Source organism: Streptomyces sp. NPDC007095 (genome assembly GCF_040634475.1).
GTDB lineage: Bacteria > Actinomycetota > Actinomycetes > Streptomycetales > Streptomycetaceae > Streptomyces.
The window spans coordinates 25,897-41,907 of the sequence record NZ_JBEYFS010000090.1 but is presented as its reverse complement, the minus strand read 5'-3'; the positions used below and the strand labels follow the sequence as shown (position 1 = coordinate 41,907).

The 16,011-nt window shown below is 71.5% G+C and carries 13 protein-coding genes; 7 read left to right on the top strand and 6 right to left on the bottom strand.

The genetic code is table 11. The features are described 5' to 3' along the window. Nucleotides 1-90: 90 nt before the first annotated feature. The 3 genes from ABZ656_RS28230 to ABZ656_RS28220 are packed head-to-tail and all read right to left on the bottom strand — an operon-like array spanning nt 91 to nt 3,916. Nucleotides 91-747, bottom strand: a complete 657-nt coding sequence (locus ABZ656_RS28230) for an ATP-binding cassette domain-containing protein (RefSeq protein ID WP_360271256.1) — start codon at nt 745-747, stop codon at nt 91-93. Further along, a complete protein-coding gene (locus ABZ656_RS28225; protein WP_360271254.1) occupies nt 744-3,422 on the bottom strand; it encodes an ATP-binding cassette domain-containing protein in 2,679 nt (892 codons plus the stop codon). The genes ABZ656_RS28230 and ABZ656_RS28225 overlap by 4 nt, the downstream gene beginning before the upstream one ends. Further along, the gene (locus ABZ656_RS28220) at nt 3,422-3,916 is read right to left on the bottom strand and encodes a hypothetical protein (RefSeq protein WP_101405987.1); all 495 of its coding nucleotides are present in this window, start codon (nt 3,914-3,916) and stop codon (nt 3,422-3,424) included. The genes ABZ656_RS28225 and ABZ656_RS28220 overlap by 1 nt, the downstream gene beginning before the upstream one ends. A 131-nt stretch (nt 3,917-4,047) precedes the next feature. On the opposite strand from ABZ656_RS28220, the gene ABZ656_RS28215 reads away from it, so the two are divergent. The 4 genes from ABZ656_RS28215 (at nt 4,048) to ABZ656_RS28200 (ending at nt 7,949) form a co-directional block, all read left to right on the top strand. Continuing rightward, on the top strand, nt 4,048-4,590 hold the full coding sequence (locus tag ABZ656_RS28215) for a hypothetical protein (RefSeq protein WP_101405988.1): 543 nt from the start codon (nt 4,048-4,050) through the stop codon (nt 4,588-4,590). Nucleotides 4,591-4,638: 48 nt separating this feature from the next. Continuing rightward, entirely contained in the window at nt 4,639-5,901 is a 1,263-nt protein-coding gene (locus ABZ656_RS28210) for an ABC transporter substrate-binding protein (RefSeq protein WP_360271259.1), read from the top strand. A gap of 601 nt (nt 5,902-6,502) precedes the next feature. Next, nucleotides 6,503-6,844, top strand: coding sequence for a hypothetical protein (locus ABZ656_RS28205; RefSeq protein ID WP_360271252.1), 342 nt, complete (start codon nt 6,503-6,505; stop codon nt 6,842-6,844). Nucleotides 6,845-6,911: 67 nt separating this feature from the next. Continuing rightward, nucleotides 6,912-7,949: a YafY family protein gene (locus tag ABZ656_RS28200; RefSeq protein ID WP_129592317.1), complete on the top strand. Its 1,038-nt coding sequence runs from the start codon at nt 6,912-6,914 to the stop codon at nt 7,947-7,949. Here ABZ656_RS28200 and ctaD read toward each other — a convergent pair. Further along, on the bottom strand, nt 7,831-9,525 hold the full coding sequence (ctaD, locus tag ABZ656_RS28195) for a cytochrome c oxidase subunit I (RefSeq protein WP_101405990.1): 1,695 nt from the start codon (nt 9,523-9,525) through the stop codon (nt 7,831-7,833). The genes ABZ656_RS28200 and ctaD overlap by 119 nt on opposite strands. A 415-nt stretch (nt 9,526-9,940) precedes the next feature. Here ctaD and ABZ656_RS28190 point away from each other — a divergent pair, with 415 nt between their 5' ends. Further along, entirely contained in the window at nt 9,941-10,156 is a 216-nt protein-coding gene (locus ABZ656_RS28190; RefSeq protein ID WP_099940606.1) for an I78 family peptidase inhibitor, read from the top strand. 144 nt (nt 10,157-10,300) lie between these two features. Here the strand turns inward: ABZ656_RS28190 and ABZ656_RS28185 are convergent, their stop codons facing one another. Further along, a complete protein-coding gene (locus tag ABZ656_RS28185) occupies nt 10,301-11,341 on the bottom strand; it encodes a phosphatase PAP2 family protein (RefSeq protein WP_101405991.1) in 1,041 nt (346 codons plus the stop codon). A 239-nt stretch (nt 11,342-11,580) separates the two neighbouring features. Beyond that, entirely contained in the window at nt 11,581-12,750 is a 1,170-nt protein-coding gene (locus ABZ656_RS28180; protein WP_360271249.1) for a glycosyltransferase family 39 protein, read from the bottom strand. Between the two features lie 259 nt (nt 12,751-13,009). Here ABZ656_RS28180 and ABZ656_RS28175 point away from each other — a divergent pair, with 259 nt between their 5' ends. Then, nucleotides 13,010-14,617, top strand: coding sequence for an MFS transporter (locus tag ABZ656_RS28175; protein ID WP_101405993.1), 1,608 nt, complete (start codon nt 13,010-13,012; stop codon nt 14,615-14,617). A gap of 193 nt (nt 14,618-14,810) precedes the next feature. Continuing rightward, nucleotides 14,811-16,001, top strand: a complete 1,191-nt coding sequence (locus ABZ656_RS28170) for an acyl-CoA dehydrogenase family protein (protein ID WP_101405994.1) — start codon at nt 14,811-14,813, stop codon at nt 15,999-16,001. The last annotated feature ends 10 nt before the right edge of the window (nt 16,002-16,011 follow it).

The window sequence follows — 16,011 nt, the reverse complement described above, 5'->3', positions numbered from 1 at the left end:
CCCTCGTACTGGACGTACTTGGGTCTGTGCCTGGTGCGGTGAGAGTGCGTGCATGGCGTCGCGGGGCAGACGGGAATTTGACGACAGGGCCTAGGTCTGCCGGCGGCGCACTTCGGCCGCCTCTCCGCTGAACGCGACCGAGCCCCGGCTCAGTTCATGGACGCAGGTCGTCCGGCCCGTCCGTTCGCGCAGACCGGGCGGCAGCCGCTGCTCGGCGACCACCACGCACGCGTCGAGGCCGCCGAGGAGTTCGTACGTGCGGGCCGCGACCGCCGGTGACATGCCCTGCGCGGGCTCGTCGACGAGCACCACGCGCGCGCGTGCCAGCAGGGCGCGGGAGAGGGCGAGCATGCGCTGCTCGCCCCCGGAGAGGGTGCCGGCGCGGCGCGGGAGAAGAGGCACCAACTGCGGGTACGCGTCGAGGGCGGGAGCGAAGTCGGGCGCGGCCAGCATCAGGTGCTCGCGGACCGTGAGCGAGCCGAAGACGGCCCGGCGCTCCGGGACCAGGCACAACCCGCGCCGGGCCCGTTCGAAGGCGGGCAGCCGGGTCACGTCCACCCCGTCCCAGACGACCGTGCCGTCGGACAGCGGCACGGTTCCCGCGAGGGCGCGCAGGGCGGTCGTACGGCCCGAGCCGTTGCGGCCGAGCAGCACGGTGAGGCCGGGGCCGGGCGCGACCAGGGTCACGCCGTGCAGGGCCTCCAGGGGGCCGTAGCGCACGCGCGCGTGGCGCAGCGAGATGTTCATCCGCGCCCCCGCTCCAGTACGTGGCGGGCGGGGCCGGAGGTGACGACGCGTCCGGCGGTCATGACATGGACGACGTCGGCGAGGTCGGCGACCAGATCGAGGTCGTGCTCGACGACCAGCAGGGCCGTGCCGTCCGCGGCGAGTGCCCGCAGTATCCGGGTCAGCGAGGTCACTTCGGCGGTGTCCAGGCCCGCGGCGGGCTCGTCGAGCAGCAGCACGTGCGGACTTCCGGCGAGGGCCCGCGCCAGCTCGACGCGTCTGAGCGTCCCGGTCGGCAGGCCCTCGGCGGGCAGCGCGCGGACCGGGCCGTCGAGCCCGAACAGCCGCAACGCACGTTCCGCCGCGGCGGGATCGGCGATCCGGCCCTGCTCCGCCCCCACCTGCACGTTCTCGGCCACCGTCAACGAGGGGAAGACGGCCAGCTGCTGGAAGGTCCGAGCGATGCCGAGCCGGGTCCGGGCGTGCGCGGCGAGCCGGGTGATGTCCTGTTCGCCGAACAGCACCCGGCCCTGCGAGGGGCGCAGCGTGCCGGCGAGGCAGTGGAACAGGGTGCTCTTGCCAGCCCCATTGGGCCCCACGACAGCGGTGACCCATCCGGGCCGGACCTCGAGATCGACCCCGTCGAGCGCGGTGAAACCGTCGTAGGTGACCCGTATGCCTCGGGCGAGCAGAGATCCAGGGGCCGGCACGGCAGGAGTGCGCGGAGCGTGCGGGGCGTCCGGCCGGCGGGATGCCGTGCCCCGCCGGGGTATGGCGGGTTCCGGTCCGGTGCCGTCCGGCCGTTCGTCGGCGGGCGGTTGGCCGGTGGGCCCCGTCTCCACCGACCGCAGTCGTCGCCGCACCCGCTCCCCCAGCGGGGTCGGCGTCGCCCGGCGGCGTGGCCGGAGGCGGGACGACGCCGTGCGCAGGGCCTCGTACGGGCCACCGGGGAACCGGCCGACGAGTACCGCGAGCACCCCGATCAGCGCCGCGGCGACCCCGCCGCTCGCCCCCGCGTCTAGCCCCACCAGCAACGCCGCCGCGGCCAGCGCGCCGAGGGCGCTGTCGGCGCCGAGGACCACGACCGCCGCGAACCAGAGCAGCCCGCGCACCGGGTCGTACGCCGTCGCGTCGAAGGCGCGCAGACCCATGCCGAGCATCCCTCCACCCAGCGCGGCCAGGGCGGCGCCCGCCACGAAGGCCGTCAGCTTCAGCGAAGGGACCCGTACGCCCGCCGCCGAGGCGCCCGACGCGTGGTCGCGCATCGCGGCCAGGGCGCGGCCCGTACGGCCCCGGCGCAGCGCCCCGGTCGCCAGCAACGCGGCCGCCAGCAGCCCCAGTTCGAGCACGTAGTACGCGCGGTCGCCGTCGAAGCCCGCCGGGCGGTCCAGGGACAGACCCGAAGTCGCGTAGGGCTGGGCGAAGACGAAACGGCTGACGCCCACCCCCACGGCGAACGTCGCCAGGGCCAGCGCCAGGCCGTGGCGGCTGATCGCCGGCCAGCCGGTCAGGACCCCGAGCGGAGCGACCAGCACCACCGCCACCGCCAGCGCGGCCAGTTCGGGCAGACGGGGCAGTCCGGGGAAGCGGCCGGCGGCCAGCAGCGCGGTGAAGAGCGCGCCCAGACCCGCGTACGCCGCCTGCCCGAGGGAGATCTGACCGCCGCGGCCGGTCACCACGACCAGGGACAGGAGCACCACACCCAGTGCGGGCACCTGCACCGACGTGTGCAGGTCCGAGCCCGCGAGGCCGAGCGGCAGGAGGAACAGGACGACCGCGACGATCCACGCGCCCGGGGGCGTCGCCGCCCGGGTCGTCGCCGTACGCGGCAGGGCGTCCCGGCCGCCGATCCCCGGCAGGACGAGCGCCGCGACCAACAGGGCCACCACGAACAGGTTCGCGCCCACCGCCTGGAGCAGCGGCTCCGCCCAGCCCGCCGGATGCAGCCGCGTCAGCTGACTCTGCGCGACCCCGAGACCCAGCGCCACCACGACGGCCACCGGGAGGCTGCGCATCCGGGCGGCGACGGCTACCGCCATCACCTCCATGACGAGCAACGGCATGCCGTACGGATCGAGTCGTACGTACGGCGCCAGGAGCACGCCCGTCAGGCCCGCCGTGAAGGACCCGAACGCCCAGCCCGCGGCGGCCACCCGGTCCGCGTCGATGCCGCCGAGCACGGCGAGCGAGCGGTCGTCGACGACAGCACGCACTTCCGTGCCGAAGCGCGTCCAGCGCGTCACGCCCCCCACCCCGACCGCCAGTGCGAGGGCGACTGCCAACTGCCCCCACGGGTCCGCCGACACCAGCGTCGGCGCGTCCGCGCGCGCCCCGGTGCCCCACACCAGCGCGGCCCCGCCGACCAGCAGCACGAAGACGCCGAGAGACGCGACCAGCGTCTGCGCCGGGTCGCCGCCGGGGACGGACAGGGGGCGGAAGACGAACCGTTCCAGGGCCACGCCGATCGCGGGGGCCACCAGCAGCAGCGTCACCGCGGCACCGAGCGCGAGCGGCCAGCCCCACACCACCGTGAACTGCCGCAGCAGATACGCGCACACCATCGCGATCGCGCCGTGCGCGAAGTTCAGCACCCCGGTCGCCCGGTGGGTGACGACCAGCCCGATCCCGGTGAGCGCCGCCGCGCCGCCGACCGAGAGCCCGGCCAGCGTGAGGTCGTAGGTCAGGGAGCCGCTCATCACCGCTCCGGCGCGGGCGACCGCTCGGCCGCGGGCGGCTCACAGATCGGGCACGGGCCCAGCTCCCCGCTCGCCAGCACCCGCGAGTCCACCGGCACGGCGGCCGGCTTCCCCGCGACCAGCGGGCAGTCCGCGCGGTGCCACAGCGTTCCCCCGGGGACCATCAGCAGTTCCCCGCTGACGGCGAGGGGCGCCACGGCTGCCTGTTCGGACCGCTCCGCGTCGGCGGGCTCCGCGGCCACCAGCAGCCCGTACAACTCCTCGACGCGCGCCGCCGCCAGGGCGTTCCTGCCGTGTGTGAGCAGCACCGCGCCCGCGACGATCAGCGCGGCCCCGGGAATCGTGCAGGACGCCAGGTAGGGCAACTGCCGCTCCGCGTACCGCTCGCCCGAGACGCCGTACCAGCCGATGACGCACAGCACCGCCCCGGCGGCGAGCGCGGCGCACCCGGCCCACAGGACGGGGTGCACGGTCCGCAGTCGAGGTGTCCGCATCCTGGCTCCCAGACGTCGTGTGGCTGTCTGTCTTCCAAGTCCGCCAATGGACTTGCACTATGCCTTCTGGAAGCTGACCCTGAAAGCTCCGGGCGCGGTCGGCCCGGACCGACACCCGGTGGTGAGCCAGCATGGTTCTCGGGAGCGACCTCAGGCGGGACAACGGCCGGGGGGTGGCGGCGCTGGTCGTGCTCGCCCTCGCCGGGGCCCTCACGGCGTGTGGCGACAGCAGCGGCGGCGGGAGTTCGACCCCTCCGCCCACCCCCACCGTGGAGCGGCCCGGCAGCGTGTCGCCCAGCCCGACCGGCCCGGACGACCCGGCGGCGGCCGAGAACCAGGTCAGGCGGAACTGGGAGAAGTTCTTCTCCCCGTCCGTCCCCGTCAAGGACAAACTGAACTACCTGGAGAACGGCGACAGGATGACCGCGGTCGTCCAGGGCTTCAGCGGCGACAAGCGTGGTCAGCAGGTCGCGGCCCAGGTCCAGAAGGTCGTGTTCACCGCGCCGGCCGAGGCCGAGGTGACGTACGCGTTGACCCTGAAGGGCGCGACCGCCCTGCCGGACGCCTCCGGGACGGCCGTCTACGAGAACGGCACCTGGAAGGTCTCCGACAACACCCTCTGCGCACTGGTCGCGCTGAGCGGCGACGGATCCGCGACCCCGGCCGGCTGCTGACCCGCCGTGCGCCCCAAGGGTGTTCCCGAAGGAGTCCTCGCCGCGGGCCTGCCGCTCCTGCTGGGCACGGCGCTCGTCCTCGGCACGGCGGCCTGCGGCAGCCGTCTGCCCGAGAGCGACTTCGAGCACCGGACCACGCCCGCCCCGCAGGGCACCGCCCCGCTCCGGGTCGGCATCGTCACCAGCGCCACCAGCCCCGTCGGCGGCTCCGCCTTCACCGGCCCGCGCGACGGGGCCAAGGCCTACTTCGACCGCCTCAACGCGCGCGGGGGCATCGGCGGCCGCCCGGTCGAGGTGCGCACCTGCGACGACGGCGGCAGCGGCGTGGGCGACAACGAGTGCGTGCACCGGCTCATCGACGAGGACAAGGTCGTCGCCCTCGTCGCCACCACGGCCCTCGACTACTCGGGCGCCTCCCGTGTGTCCGCCGCCGGGGTGCCCGACATCGGCGGACAGCCCATCGGCGCGGCCTACGACACCTATCCGCACCTCTACGGGATCTACGGCAGCCTCGCGCCCCGCGAGGGAACACCGGGCTGGGGCGGGAAGCTGTACGGCGGCACCGAGGTCTACCGCTACTTCAAGCGCGTCCAGGGCGCCCGTACGGCCGCCGTGATCTCCTACAACCAGTCCGCGTCGGCCGCGTACGCCCGGCTCGTCACCCGGGGTCTGAAGGCCGAGGGCTACCAGGTGGTCACCGAACAGGTCGACTTCGCGCTGCCCAACTTCCGTGCCGCCGCGGCCGATCTGAAGGACCAGGGCGCCGACCTCGTCTTCGACGCCCTCGACACGCACGGCAACGCCCAGCTGTGCAAGGCGATGGACGACGTCGGCGCCAAGGTCATCGCCAAGGTCACCAACGTGCAGAACTGGACCTCCACCGTCCCCGAGGACTACAAGGACGCCCCACGCTGCCGCAACGCCCTGTGGGTGACCGGATCCAGCCGGAACTACGAGGACACCTCCGACGCCGCCGTCCGCGCGTTCCGGGACGCCACCAAGGGCCTGCCGACTCACTCCCAGTGGCAGCTGGAGGGCTGGGCGGCCGCGATGTGGTTCACGGACGCCGCGAAGGCCTGCGCGAAAACGGGCGTCACACGCGCGTGTGTCGACCGCTTCATGGACCGCGGCGCCCCGTACACCGCCGACGGCCTGCTGATCCCCGTCTCCTCCGAGCGCCTGCCCACGCCCCCGAAGACCCGCCGGACCTGCGTCTCGGTGGCCCGCTGGGAGGACGGCAGGGGCTGGGTCTCCCAGGGCGACATGAACAGCGACTGCTTCGACGTGCCGCAACTGTCGTACGAGCCCTGACGTGCCTCGGCTGTTCCACGGACCCTGATGGGCCCCTGGGTGGCAACCTGACGTCCGGGTTCAGTGGGTCCACGCAAGCAAAGGGCGTCCCGCTTGATGACGTCAGCGGTAACGCAGACCGCGCAGCAGCACGCCGACGAGGACACTGCCGTGTCCCCGCGGGCGGGCTGACCTTCGACGTCACCGAGACCGGCGAGCCGGGCGGTGCGCTCCTGGTGCTCCGCTGCCGCGAGGCCACGAGGAGGTCAGCGTCTCTGATTGGCCCGGTGATCCTGCGAGTTGCACAGGATCACAACACGGAGAACACCTCCGTGACGCCAATCGTCTTCGTGCCCTGGTGCCAACGGTCAAAGCTGTCGGCCCGCGTGGCACGTCCCTCCGGACGCTAGCCGGTCAGGCACTTACGCCCTGACCGGGGAGGGTGCCCGACGTCGCCTGGGCGCCGGGCGTGCGCGTTACACTGTGCCACGGCTTGACTACGGTTTGCTAATCGGATCGGCCGGCCTGCCGCTGACCCACTGGGGACGGCTGGCTGCGGGCCCCGCACGCGGAGGCCGTCGAGCTGTACCGAGGAGAGCGGGGACTGGGCGTACGAGGCCGGGTGTACGGCATCCCCCTCGCGCCGGACGCGCATGCCGAGGTCTGCCACCGGGACACGGCGGGTCCGTTGATCCGCGCGGAAGTGGCCGTGGAGCAGGCGGAGTTCGGCTTCACGGTGGCATACGGCGCCCTGCGGCCCGGCGTCTGGGACCTCTGGCTGCGCCCGGCGGGGGAGGGCGGGCCCCGGGCACGGATCGCGCGGCTGCTCGACGACATCGCCGACAAGCGCCACTTCCTCATCCATCCGAGGGTGCCGGTGAAGACCCTGTACGGCCCGGTGGAGGCCGGGCCCTACTTCACGCGGGACAACGACCTGTCCGTGACGGTCACCGCGGCCGGCTGACCGCGCCCGGCACCCAGGAGCATCTTGCGGACAGTGGTTGTCCGCAAGGGCTGGCAGACTCGACGCCATGTTGGAGACATCGGCACGACTGCTGCGGTTGCTCTCGCTGCTCCAGGCCCACCGCGAATGGTCCGGGGCCGATCTGGCGGGCCGTCTGGGCGTGACGCCCCGCACGATCCGCCGCGATGTGGACCGGCTGCGCGAGCTGGGCTATCCCGTCAACGCCAGCCCGGGTACGGGAGGCGGCTACCAGCTCGGCGCAGGAGCCGAGCTGCCGCCGCTGCTGCTGGACGACGACGAGGCGGTGGCCGTCGCGGTCGGGCTGCGCACGGCCGCCGGGCAGGGCATCGAGGGCATCGGCGAGACCTCTGTACGCGCCCTCGCCAAGCTCGAACAGGTACTGCCGAGCCGACTGCGCCGCCGCGTGAGCGCCCTCAACGCCTTCACCGTGCCGATGCTGCGCGGCCCCCAGCCCTCCGCCGTGGACCCGGGCGTGCTCACGGAACTCGCCAACGCCTGCCGCGACGGTGAGCGGCTGCGTTTCGAGTACCGAGACCACGGCGGCTCCCCGACCCGCCGGACCGTCGAACCGCACCGCCTGGTGTGCACCGAGCACCGCTGGTACCTGGTCGCCTGGGACGTCGACCGCGGCGACTGGCGCACGTTCCGGGCCGACCGCATCACCCCCAGGCCTCCGCACGGACCCCGCTTCACCCCCCGTACGCCACCGGCCGAGGATCTGGCGGCGTACGTCTCCAGAGGGGTCTCCACACGCGCGTACGCCTCGCGGGCGGTCGTCCGGCTCTTCGTGCCCCTGGAAGAGGCGGCCGAGCGGATCTCCCCCTCGGCGGGAACGCTGGAAGAATCCGGGGAGGACAGCTGCGTCCTGCGCACCGGCGCCGCCAGCCTCGACGTGATGGTGATTCACGTGATGCTGATGGGCTTCGAGTTCGAGGTCCTGGAGCCGGCCGAACTCACCGAGGCGATCAGGACGGCCCGGGACCGGCTGTCCCGGGCGCTGGAGCGGCCTCCTGAGCGACCGCCCCGTACTGGGGATGGTGCAGGTCGAACGCCGGGCTCTCGGAGCGGATCCGGGGCAGCGTGACGAAGTTGTGCCGGGGCGGCGGACACGAGGTCGCCCACTCCAGGGAGCGGCCGAAGCCCCAGGGGTCGTCCATCTCGACCTTCGTGCCGTACCGGGACGTCTTCCAGACGTTGTAGAGGAACGGCAGCGTCGACATGCCCAGCAGGAACGCGCCGATCGTCGAGACGGTGTTGAGCGCCGTGAAGCCGTCGGCGGCCAGATAGTCCGCGTACCGGCGAGGCATGCCCTCGGCGCCCAGCCAGTGCTGCACGAGGAACGTCGTGTGGAAGCCGACGAAGAGCGTCCAGAAATGGATCTTGCCGAGCCGTTCGTCGAGCATCTTGCCGGTGAACTTGGGCCACCAGAAGTAGAAGCCGCCGAAGGTCGCGAAGACGACGGTGCCGAAGACGACGTAGTGGAAGTGCGCGACCACGAAATACGAGTCGGTGACCTCGAAGTCCATCGGCGGCGAGGCCAGGATCACTCCGGTCAGACCGCCGAACAGGAACGACACCAGGAAGCCGATGGCCCACAGCATGGGGGTTTCGAAGGAGAGCGAGCCCTTGATCATCGTCCCGCTCCAGTTGAAGAACTTCACCCCCGTGGGCACCGCGATCATGAACGACATGAAGGAGAAGTACGGCAGCAGCACCGCGCCCGTCGCGAACATGTGGTGCGCCCACACCACGATCGACAGACCGGTGATGGCCATCGTCGCGGCGACCAGCGTCAGGTAGCCGAAGACCGGCTTCCTGCTGAAGACAGGCAGGATCTCCGTGACGATCCCGAAGAACGGCAACGCGATGATGTAGACCTCGGGATGCCCGAAGAACCAGAACAGGTGCTGCCACAGCAGCGCGCCGCCGTTGGCCGCCTCGAACACCACCGACCCGAAGCGCCGGTCCGCCTCCAGGACCAGCAGCGCCGCCGCGAGCACCGGGAACGCGAAGAGGACGAGGATCGAGGTGAAGAGGATGTTCCAGGTGAAGATCGGCAGCCGGAACATCGTCATGCCGGGGGCCCGCATCCCGACGATGGTCGTGATGAAGTTCACCGCGCCGAGGATCGTGCCGAAGCCCGTCAGCGCCAGGCCCATGATCCACATGTCGGCGCCGATGTTCGGCGAGCGCTCCAGACTGTTGAGCGGGGCATAGGCGAACCAGCCGAAGGAGGCGGGCCCGTCCGGCACCATGAGCGAGCCGAGGACGATCAGGCCGCCGAAGAGGAAGAACCAGTACGACAGCATGTTCAGGCGGGGGAAGGCGACGTCCGGGGAACCGATCTGCAGCGGCATGATCTCGTTGGCGAACCCGGCGAAGGTCGGGGTGGCGAACAGCAGCAGCATGATCGTGCCGTGCAGGGTGAACAACTGGTTGTACTGGTTGTTGTCCACGATCTGCAGACCGGGCCGGGCGAGTTCGGCGCGCATCACCAGCGCCATCAGGCCGCCGATGAGGAAGAAGGCGAAGGACGTGATCAGGTAGAGGTGGCCGATCTTCTTGTGGTCCGTCGTGGTGAGCCAGTCCACGGCGAGCCGCCCCGGCCGCTGCCTCCCGTGTACGGGTCGCGCCGTCGCCTGCGCGGTGTCCGTGCCCATTGCTCGCCCCTTCGCCGTCGCGCCGTGGGCCTGACCGAAGCTCACGCCGTGGTGCTCGCGTCGCTCCGCGCTCCGGCAGAGGGTGTGCGGGGGTTCTGTGCTGGAACCGTGCATTTCCTATGCGGTGTCAGCTTCCGCGACATGCCCCGGAATCGGAATGGAAATGCTTCGCCCCACGGGATCTCGATGGGGGACTCCGTACTTTCCATTGGGTTATTCGGGACGGCATCAAGGTAGTCCCGAATTACGTTCGAAGGCGTGCGGGACACGTACGGAACCCCTCGTACGTGTGACGGAGTTCGGCCGAAACGCGTGTCGTGATCCTGTGACAGAAGCGTGACCGGAGGGGCACGGGTGACGCATGGTCACCGGCCCGGACTTCCCCCGCCGAGGTCGGCCGCCTAACGTGGCGGTCATGGCACCCATTCCCACCCCGCCCGCAGAGCCCCAGGACAGTCCGCAGGCCTATGTCGGCCTGGAGGCGAGGAACGCCGAGCACCGCGCCCGGGAGCACGGCTGGTCCACGGTGCGCTCGCTGCCGCCCGGCGCGATCATCACCATGGAGTACCGAGCGGGCCGGCTGAACTTCGAGGTCACCGACGGCCGCGTGACCCGCTGCTGGAAGGGCTGAGGCCGCGGAGGCCGAATCCACGGAGGCCGGGGGCCGAATCCACGGAATGCGCGAAGGCCCCCGGCTCACGAGCCGGGGGCCTTCGCCGTGCGGGGAGGTTGTGCGTACCGGCCCCGCTGTTCTCCATGATCGGTCCGTTGTGCCTCATCCGCCTGTCAGCGGCCGGGCGGACGTCGTCGTGGCGGTGCGCGCCGCGCGGTCCGAGTGCGGTGGACGGCGGCTGCCGACCGGGGTGACCGGGGTGCGCTCCGAGCGGGTCGTGTGCGGTCCCGGCGCCAGGTAGACCGGCGCCCGGGGCGGGCGGCCGGTGGCCACCGCCGCGCGCGCCGGAACCTCCTCGTCCACCGGGACCGACTGCTTGACCAGCACGGGCGCACCGACCGGGGAGCCGACCGGAGCCTCGGCCGGGACGGGCACCGCACGGCCGCGGCGGGCGCGCCAGACGTCACGCAGAGTGAACAGGCCGGTCTCGGCGCGGGCGATCAGCGGCTCGCACCAGGGCAGCGCCAGCAGGATCAGCAGACCGGCGGCCCAGCCCAGCAGCACATCGCTCAGCCAGTGCGTACCGAGGTAGACGGTGGTGAGCCCGACGCCGAGCGAGGTCACGGCGGACAGCGCCGACAGCCAGCGCCTCGCCCGCGGCGTGGAGGCCAGATAGGCCAGGATTCCCCAGGTCACGACGGCGTTCGCGGTGTGGCCTGAAGGGAATATATCGCCGCCGAGTCCCATCTCGTTCGAGCCGATCGTGATGGCGTAGTGCGGGCCGAGGCGGCCCATGCCGAGCTTCGCGGCGCCGACCGTGATGTTGAGCAGCAGCAGTGAGGCGCCCAGCGTGAGCAGAGGGCGCAGGGTGTGCTGCCGCCAGGAGCGCCAGCCGAGCCACGCGGCGACCATCACGGCGGTGGGGCCGCGCTGGCCCAGCACCACGTAGTAGTCGAGGAACGCGTGGATCTCCGGCCACTGCTGATAGGGCCGGAAGAACATGACCTGCCAGTCGAACCGGACCAGCCACGATGTGATCGCAACGGCCCACACGATGGCCACGTAGAAGGCCAGGGTGGCTCCGAAGAGCACAACCCTGTGCCTGCTCATCTTCGGCACATCGATGTTCGCCGGCCGTTCCGGCTCACGGTCCAACCGGGCGAAGACCCGGTCCAGACGGGTGAGGTTTCGTTCGGTACGCACCCAATCGACGTTACAGCGAGTGAGCTGCGTTCCAGGCCGAATCACTCGCTTTGTGATGACGATGTGATGTGGGATTCCTCTCAGGGCGATGTTCAATTCCAATGATTCTCTAATCATCGACACCCTGATCCTTCAATTCCATTGATCAGATCGGGCTTCGGTTTTATGCCACTTTTGAATTCGTTCACCGAATCCTGGGGTGGAATTCTCCGGCCGCTCACCGAGCGTCAAGGGGTGGATCATGGCGGACCGGAGCCGTTCAGCCAGAACGCCCCGTAGAGCGCGGAGGCCATCGCCGCACCACCGAGGATCAGCGCTGACCTGGACGTACGCAGTCGGGCCAGGGCCGGCGCGAGGGGGAGCAAGAGGGGGAAAGCTGGCAGCAGGAGGCGCGGTTTCGAGCCGAAGTAACTCGACGCGCACAGGGCGAGCGCGATGACGATCCCCGCGTACACCAGCAGAGCAGGCGGCTGGCTCTGTCGTATGCACGTCACGTACAGCCAGACGATCAGTGCGACTCCGGCGATCAGTCCGACGCCGGCCAGAGCCGATGGAAATGACGTGAACTTGTCGCCCACGAAGCGGGCGAACGCGTACCCGCCGTCGAATCCGTTGCGCCAGCCCGCCTGGACGTCGAGATAGCCGAGCGGCCCCTTGCCCGTGCGACGGCCGACCCAGAGCACATACCCGGCCGCGCCGAGCGGCGCGAGAAGCATGCCGAGGGCGCGTCGGAGCACGGTTGCGCCGTGCGCGGGGCGCGCGCTTCGATCCCGCACGAACGAGGCGATGGCCGCCACCCACAGGGCCGCAACCACCGCGGCCCCCACCGGGCGGGTCAGCCCGGCGAACGCGGCGAGCAGGCCCGCCGTCACCCAGCGGCCGGTCAGCACCGCGTAGAGCGACCAGGCGGCGAGCGCCGTGAACAGGGACTCGCTGTACGCCATCGACTGCACGATGCCGACGGGCAGCACCGCCCAGACCAGCGCCGCGCAGACGCCCACGCGGGGGCCGTACAGGTGGTCCGCGACGGCGAAGATCCCCCAGGCCGCGGCGAGCGAGGCCAGCGTGCTGACCAGCAGCCCGGCATCCGCGTACGACAGAGGGGTGAGCGCCGAGACGAGCCGCTCCAGCCAGGGCAGCAGCGGGAAGAACGCGAGGTTCGAGTGGACGTCGCCGCCTGGCAGCCGCACCTCGTAGCCGTAGCCGAGATCGGCGACGCGGGTGTACCAGAGCGAGTCCCAGCGCGCCGTCAGCAGTTTGTGGGCGCTCTTGCCGTTCGCCGCGCTCCACAGGGCGAGCGTGAGGACGCCCAGGGTCCGCACCGCGGCGTACCCGAGGAGGGCGGGCGCGGCCCGGCGTGGCGCGCTCGCGCCGGGCGGCGTCGCGAGGGGCGTCTCAAGATCGGTCACGGGCTCGATTATCGACGGCGAGCGGAACCGGGCGGCCGTCCGGGGCGTGGTGCCCCAGAGGGGGCGTGGCGTACGCCACATGCTCGGCAAGGAGAACGTGAGAGGTCTGCCACGTGTATGAGACAGGAACTCGCGTACGCTGGCCGCTCACTCGCCTTTGATGCGTGCGTCCGGGACCCCGCTCCTCCAGGACCGCAGCCGCAGGGAGTCCCCACCCAGCGGATCGCCGAACGCGAGGGAACATCTGGGAGGTACGTACATGTCCGGGACGACCACGGCCGCCGCGCGTCGCCGTCGGGAGGCCGGAGCCGGTGCCAACCGCTGGGTCGTCCTCGTGGTGCTGTGCGCCAGCCTGCTCCTCGTGGCCCTCGATGCCACCGTGCTGCACGTCGCGGTGCCCGCCGTCACCGAGGACCTCAAGCCCGGCGCGATAGAACTGCTCTGGATCGTCGACGTCTACCCCCTCGTCTGCGCAGCGCTGCTGATCCTTTTCGGCACGCTGGGTGACCGGGTGGGCCGCAGACGTGTGCTCCTCCTCGGATACGGACTCTTCGGCATCGCCTCCGGGATCGCCGCGCTCGCCGACAACGCCCAGGTCCTCATCGGCGCGCGCGCCCTGCTCGGCGTCGGCGGCGCGATGATCATGCCCGCGACCCTGTCGATCCTGCGCCAGGTCTTCCCCGACCGGCGGGAGCGGGCGCTCGCGATCGGCATCTGGAGCGCGGTCGCCGCGGTGGGCGCGGCGGTCGGGCCGCTGCTCGGCGGGTTCCTCCTCGAACACTTCTGGTGGGGATCGGTCTTCCTCGTCAACATCCCGCTGATGCTGATCAGCCTGCCGATCGGACGGCTGCTGCTGCCCGAGTCCTATGGCGACCGCGACGGTCCCTGGGACGTGGTGGGGGCCCTGATGGCCGCCGCCGGGCTTTTCGGGCTCGTGCTCGGGGTCAAGCGGCTCGGCGGCGGTGAAGCGCCGTTCGGTCCGTTCACGCTGGCGCCGCTGGTCGTGGGCGGCGCGCTGATGTTCGCCTTCGTACGGCGCCAGCGGCGCCGTACGCATCCGCTGGTGGACCTGCGGATGTTCTCGCGGCCCGCGTTCAGTACGTCCGTGGGCTGCATCGTCCTCGCCATGCTCGCGCTGGTCGGCCTTGAGCTGATCGCCGCGCAGTACCTGCAACTGGTCCTCGGGCTCTCGCCCCTGCAGACCGGGCTGCGGCTGCTGCCGCTCACTTTCGCGGCGATGGCCGCGGGGCTCGCGGGGGCGCGGCTGCTGCGACGGTTCGGGCCGCGCGCGATGGTCTGTTTCGGGTTCTGCCTCACGGCGGTGGCCGTCGTCACGCTCACCGCGATGGGCGCCGACGACAACACCGGGCTGCTGCTGTTCGGGTTCGTGCTGCTCGGGTTCGGGCTGGAGACGACGCTCTTCGGGGCGTACGAGTCGATGCTGAGTGAGGCGCCGCCGGCGCAGGCGGGTGGGGCGGCGGCGATCGGCGAGACCTCGTACCAGCTGGGGGCGGGGATCGGGATCGCGCTTCTGGGGAGTGTGATGAACGCGGCGTACACGCCCGGACTGTCGTCCGTACCGGGGGTCTCGCCGGGGGACTCCGCTGCGGCGGGGCACTCGTTGGGAGAGGCGTACGACGTCGCCGCGCGGCTTGGCGGGGTGCGGGGTGCGGCCCTGCGTCAAGCGGCTCGGGACTCCTTCGTGCACGGGCTGCATGTGACGTTGCTCGTCAGTGCGGGGTTGTTGTTGCTGGGGGCGGGGATGGCGTTGCGGTTGCCCCGGGTCATGGAGTGCGGGGTGCCTGTGGCGGGCTCGGCGGAGATTCCGGCGCCCCGGGGGGCTGCGGAGTCCCGCGTCTCGGCGTAGCCGAGGTCCGCCCACGCAGGGTGGGAGAGCTCTGACCCGCAGCCGCCGACGGTGGGCGAGCCGCACCTGCCGGCGGACCCGCGCGGGTGGTGCGCGGGTGGGAGAGGTACTGGACGTGCGGGACGCTGGGTCGTACCGTCGGGGCGAGACCGTAACTAGCGGTGCTAGTTTTAGCGTGCCGGAGGCTGCCCCCATGTCCGCGTCCCCGAAGCTCCCGCCCTTCGACCCCACCGACCCCCTCGGCCTCGACGACCTCCTGGACCCGGAGGACCTGGCGATCCGGGACACCGTACGGACATGGGCCGCGGACCGGGTGCTGCCGTACGTCGCCGAGTGGTACGAGAAGGGCGAGCTGCCCGGGATCCGGGAGCTGGCGCGCGAGCTGGGCGGGATCGGGGCGCTCGGGATGTCGTTGGAGGGATACGGATGCGCGGGGGCGACCGCCGTGCAGTACGGGCTCGCCTGTCTGGAGCTGGAGGCCGCCGACTCGGGCATCCGGTCTCTCGTCTCCGTACAGGGCTCCCTCGCCATGTACGCCATTCACCGGTTCGGGAGCGAGGAGCAGAAGCAGGCGTGGCTGCCGCGCATGGCCGCCGGTGAGGTCATCGGGTGCTTCGGACTGACCGAGCCCGACCACGGGTCCGACCCGGGCGCCATGCGGACGTATGCCAAGCGCGACGGCGGCGACTGGGTCCTCAACGGGCGGAAGATGTGGATCACGAACGGGTCCGTGGCCGGCGTCGCGGTCGTCTGGGCGCAGAGTGAGGACGGGATCCGGGGGTTCGTCGTGCCCACCGACGCCCCCGGGTTCTCCGCTCCCGAGATCAAGCACAAATGGTCCCTGCGGGCGAGCGTCACCAGTGAGCTCGTACTCGACGACGTACGGCTGCCCGCCGGCGCCGTACTGCCGGACGTGACCGGGCTCAAGGGCCCGCTCAGCTGTCTGTCGCACGCGCGGTACGGGATCGTGTGGGGCTCGATGGGCGCCGCGCGGGCCAGTTTCGAGGCCGCCGTCGAGTACGCGAAGACGCGCGAGCAGTTCGGGCGGCCCATCGGCGGCTTCCAGCTCACCCAGGCCAAGCTCGCCGACATGGCGGTGGAACTGCACAAGGGGATTCTGCTCGCCCACCATCTGGGGCGGCGCATGGACGCGGGACGGCTCCGTCCCGAGCAGGTCAGCTTCGGCAAGCTCAACAACGTACGGGAGGCGATCGAGATCTGCCGGACCGCCCGTACCATCCTCGGCGCCAACGGGATCTCGCTCGAATACCCCGTGATGCGGCACGCGACCAACCTCGAATCGGTGCTCACCTACGAGGGCACCGTCGAGATGCACCAACTCGTGCTGGGCAAGGCGCTCACCGGACTCGACGCCTTTCGGTGAGTCGAGCACC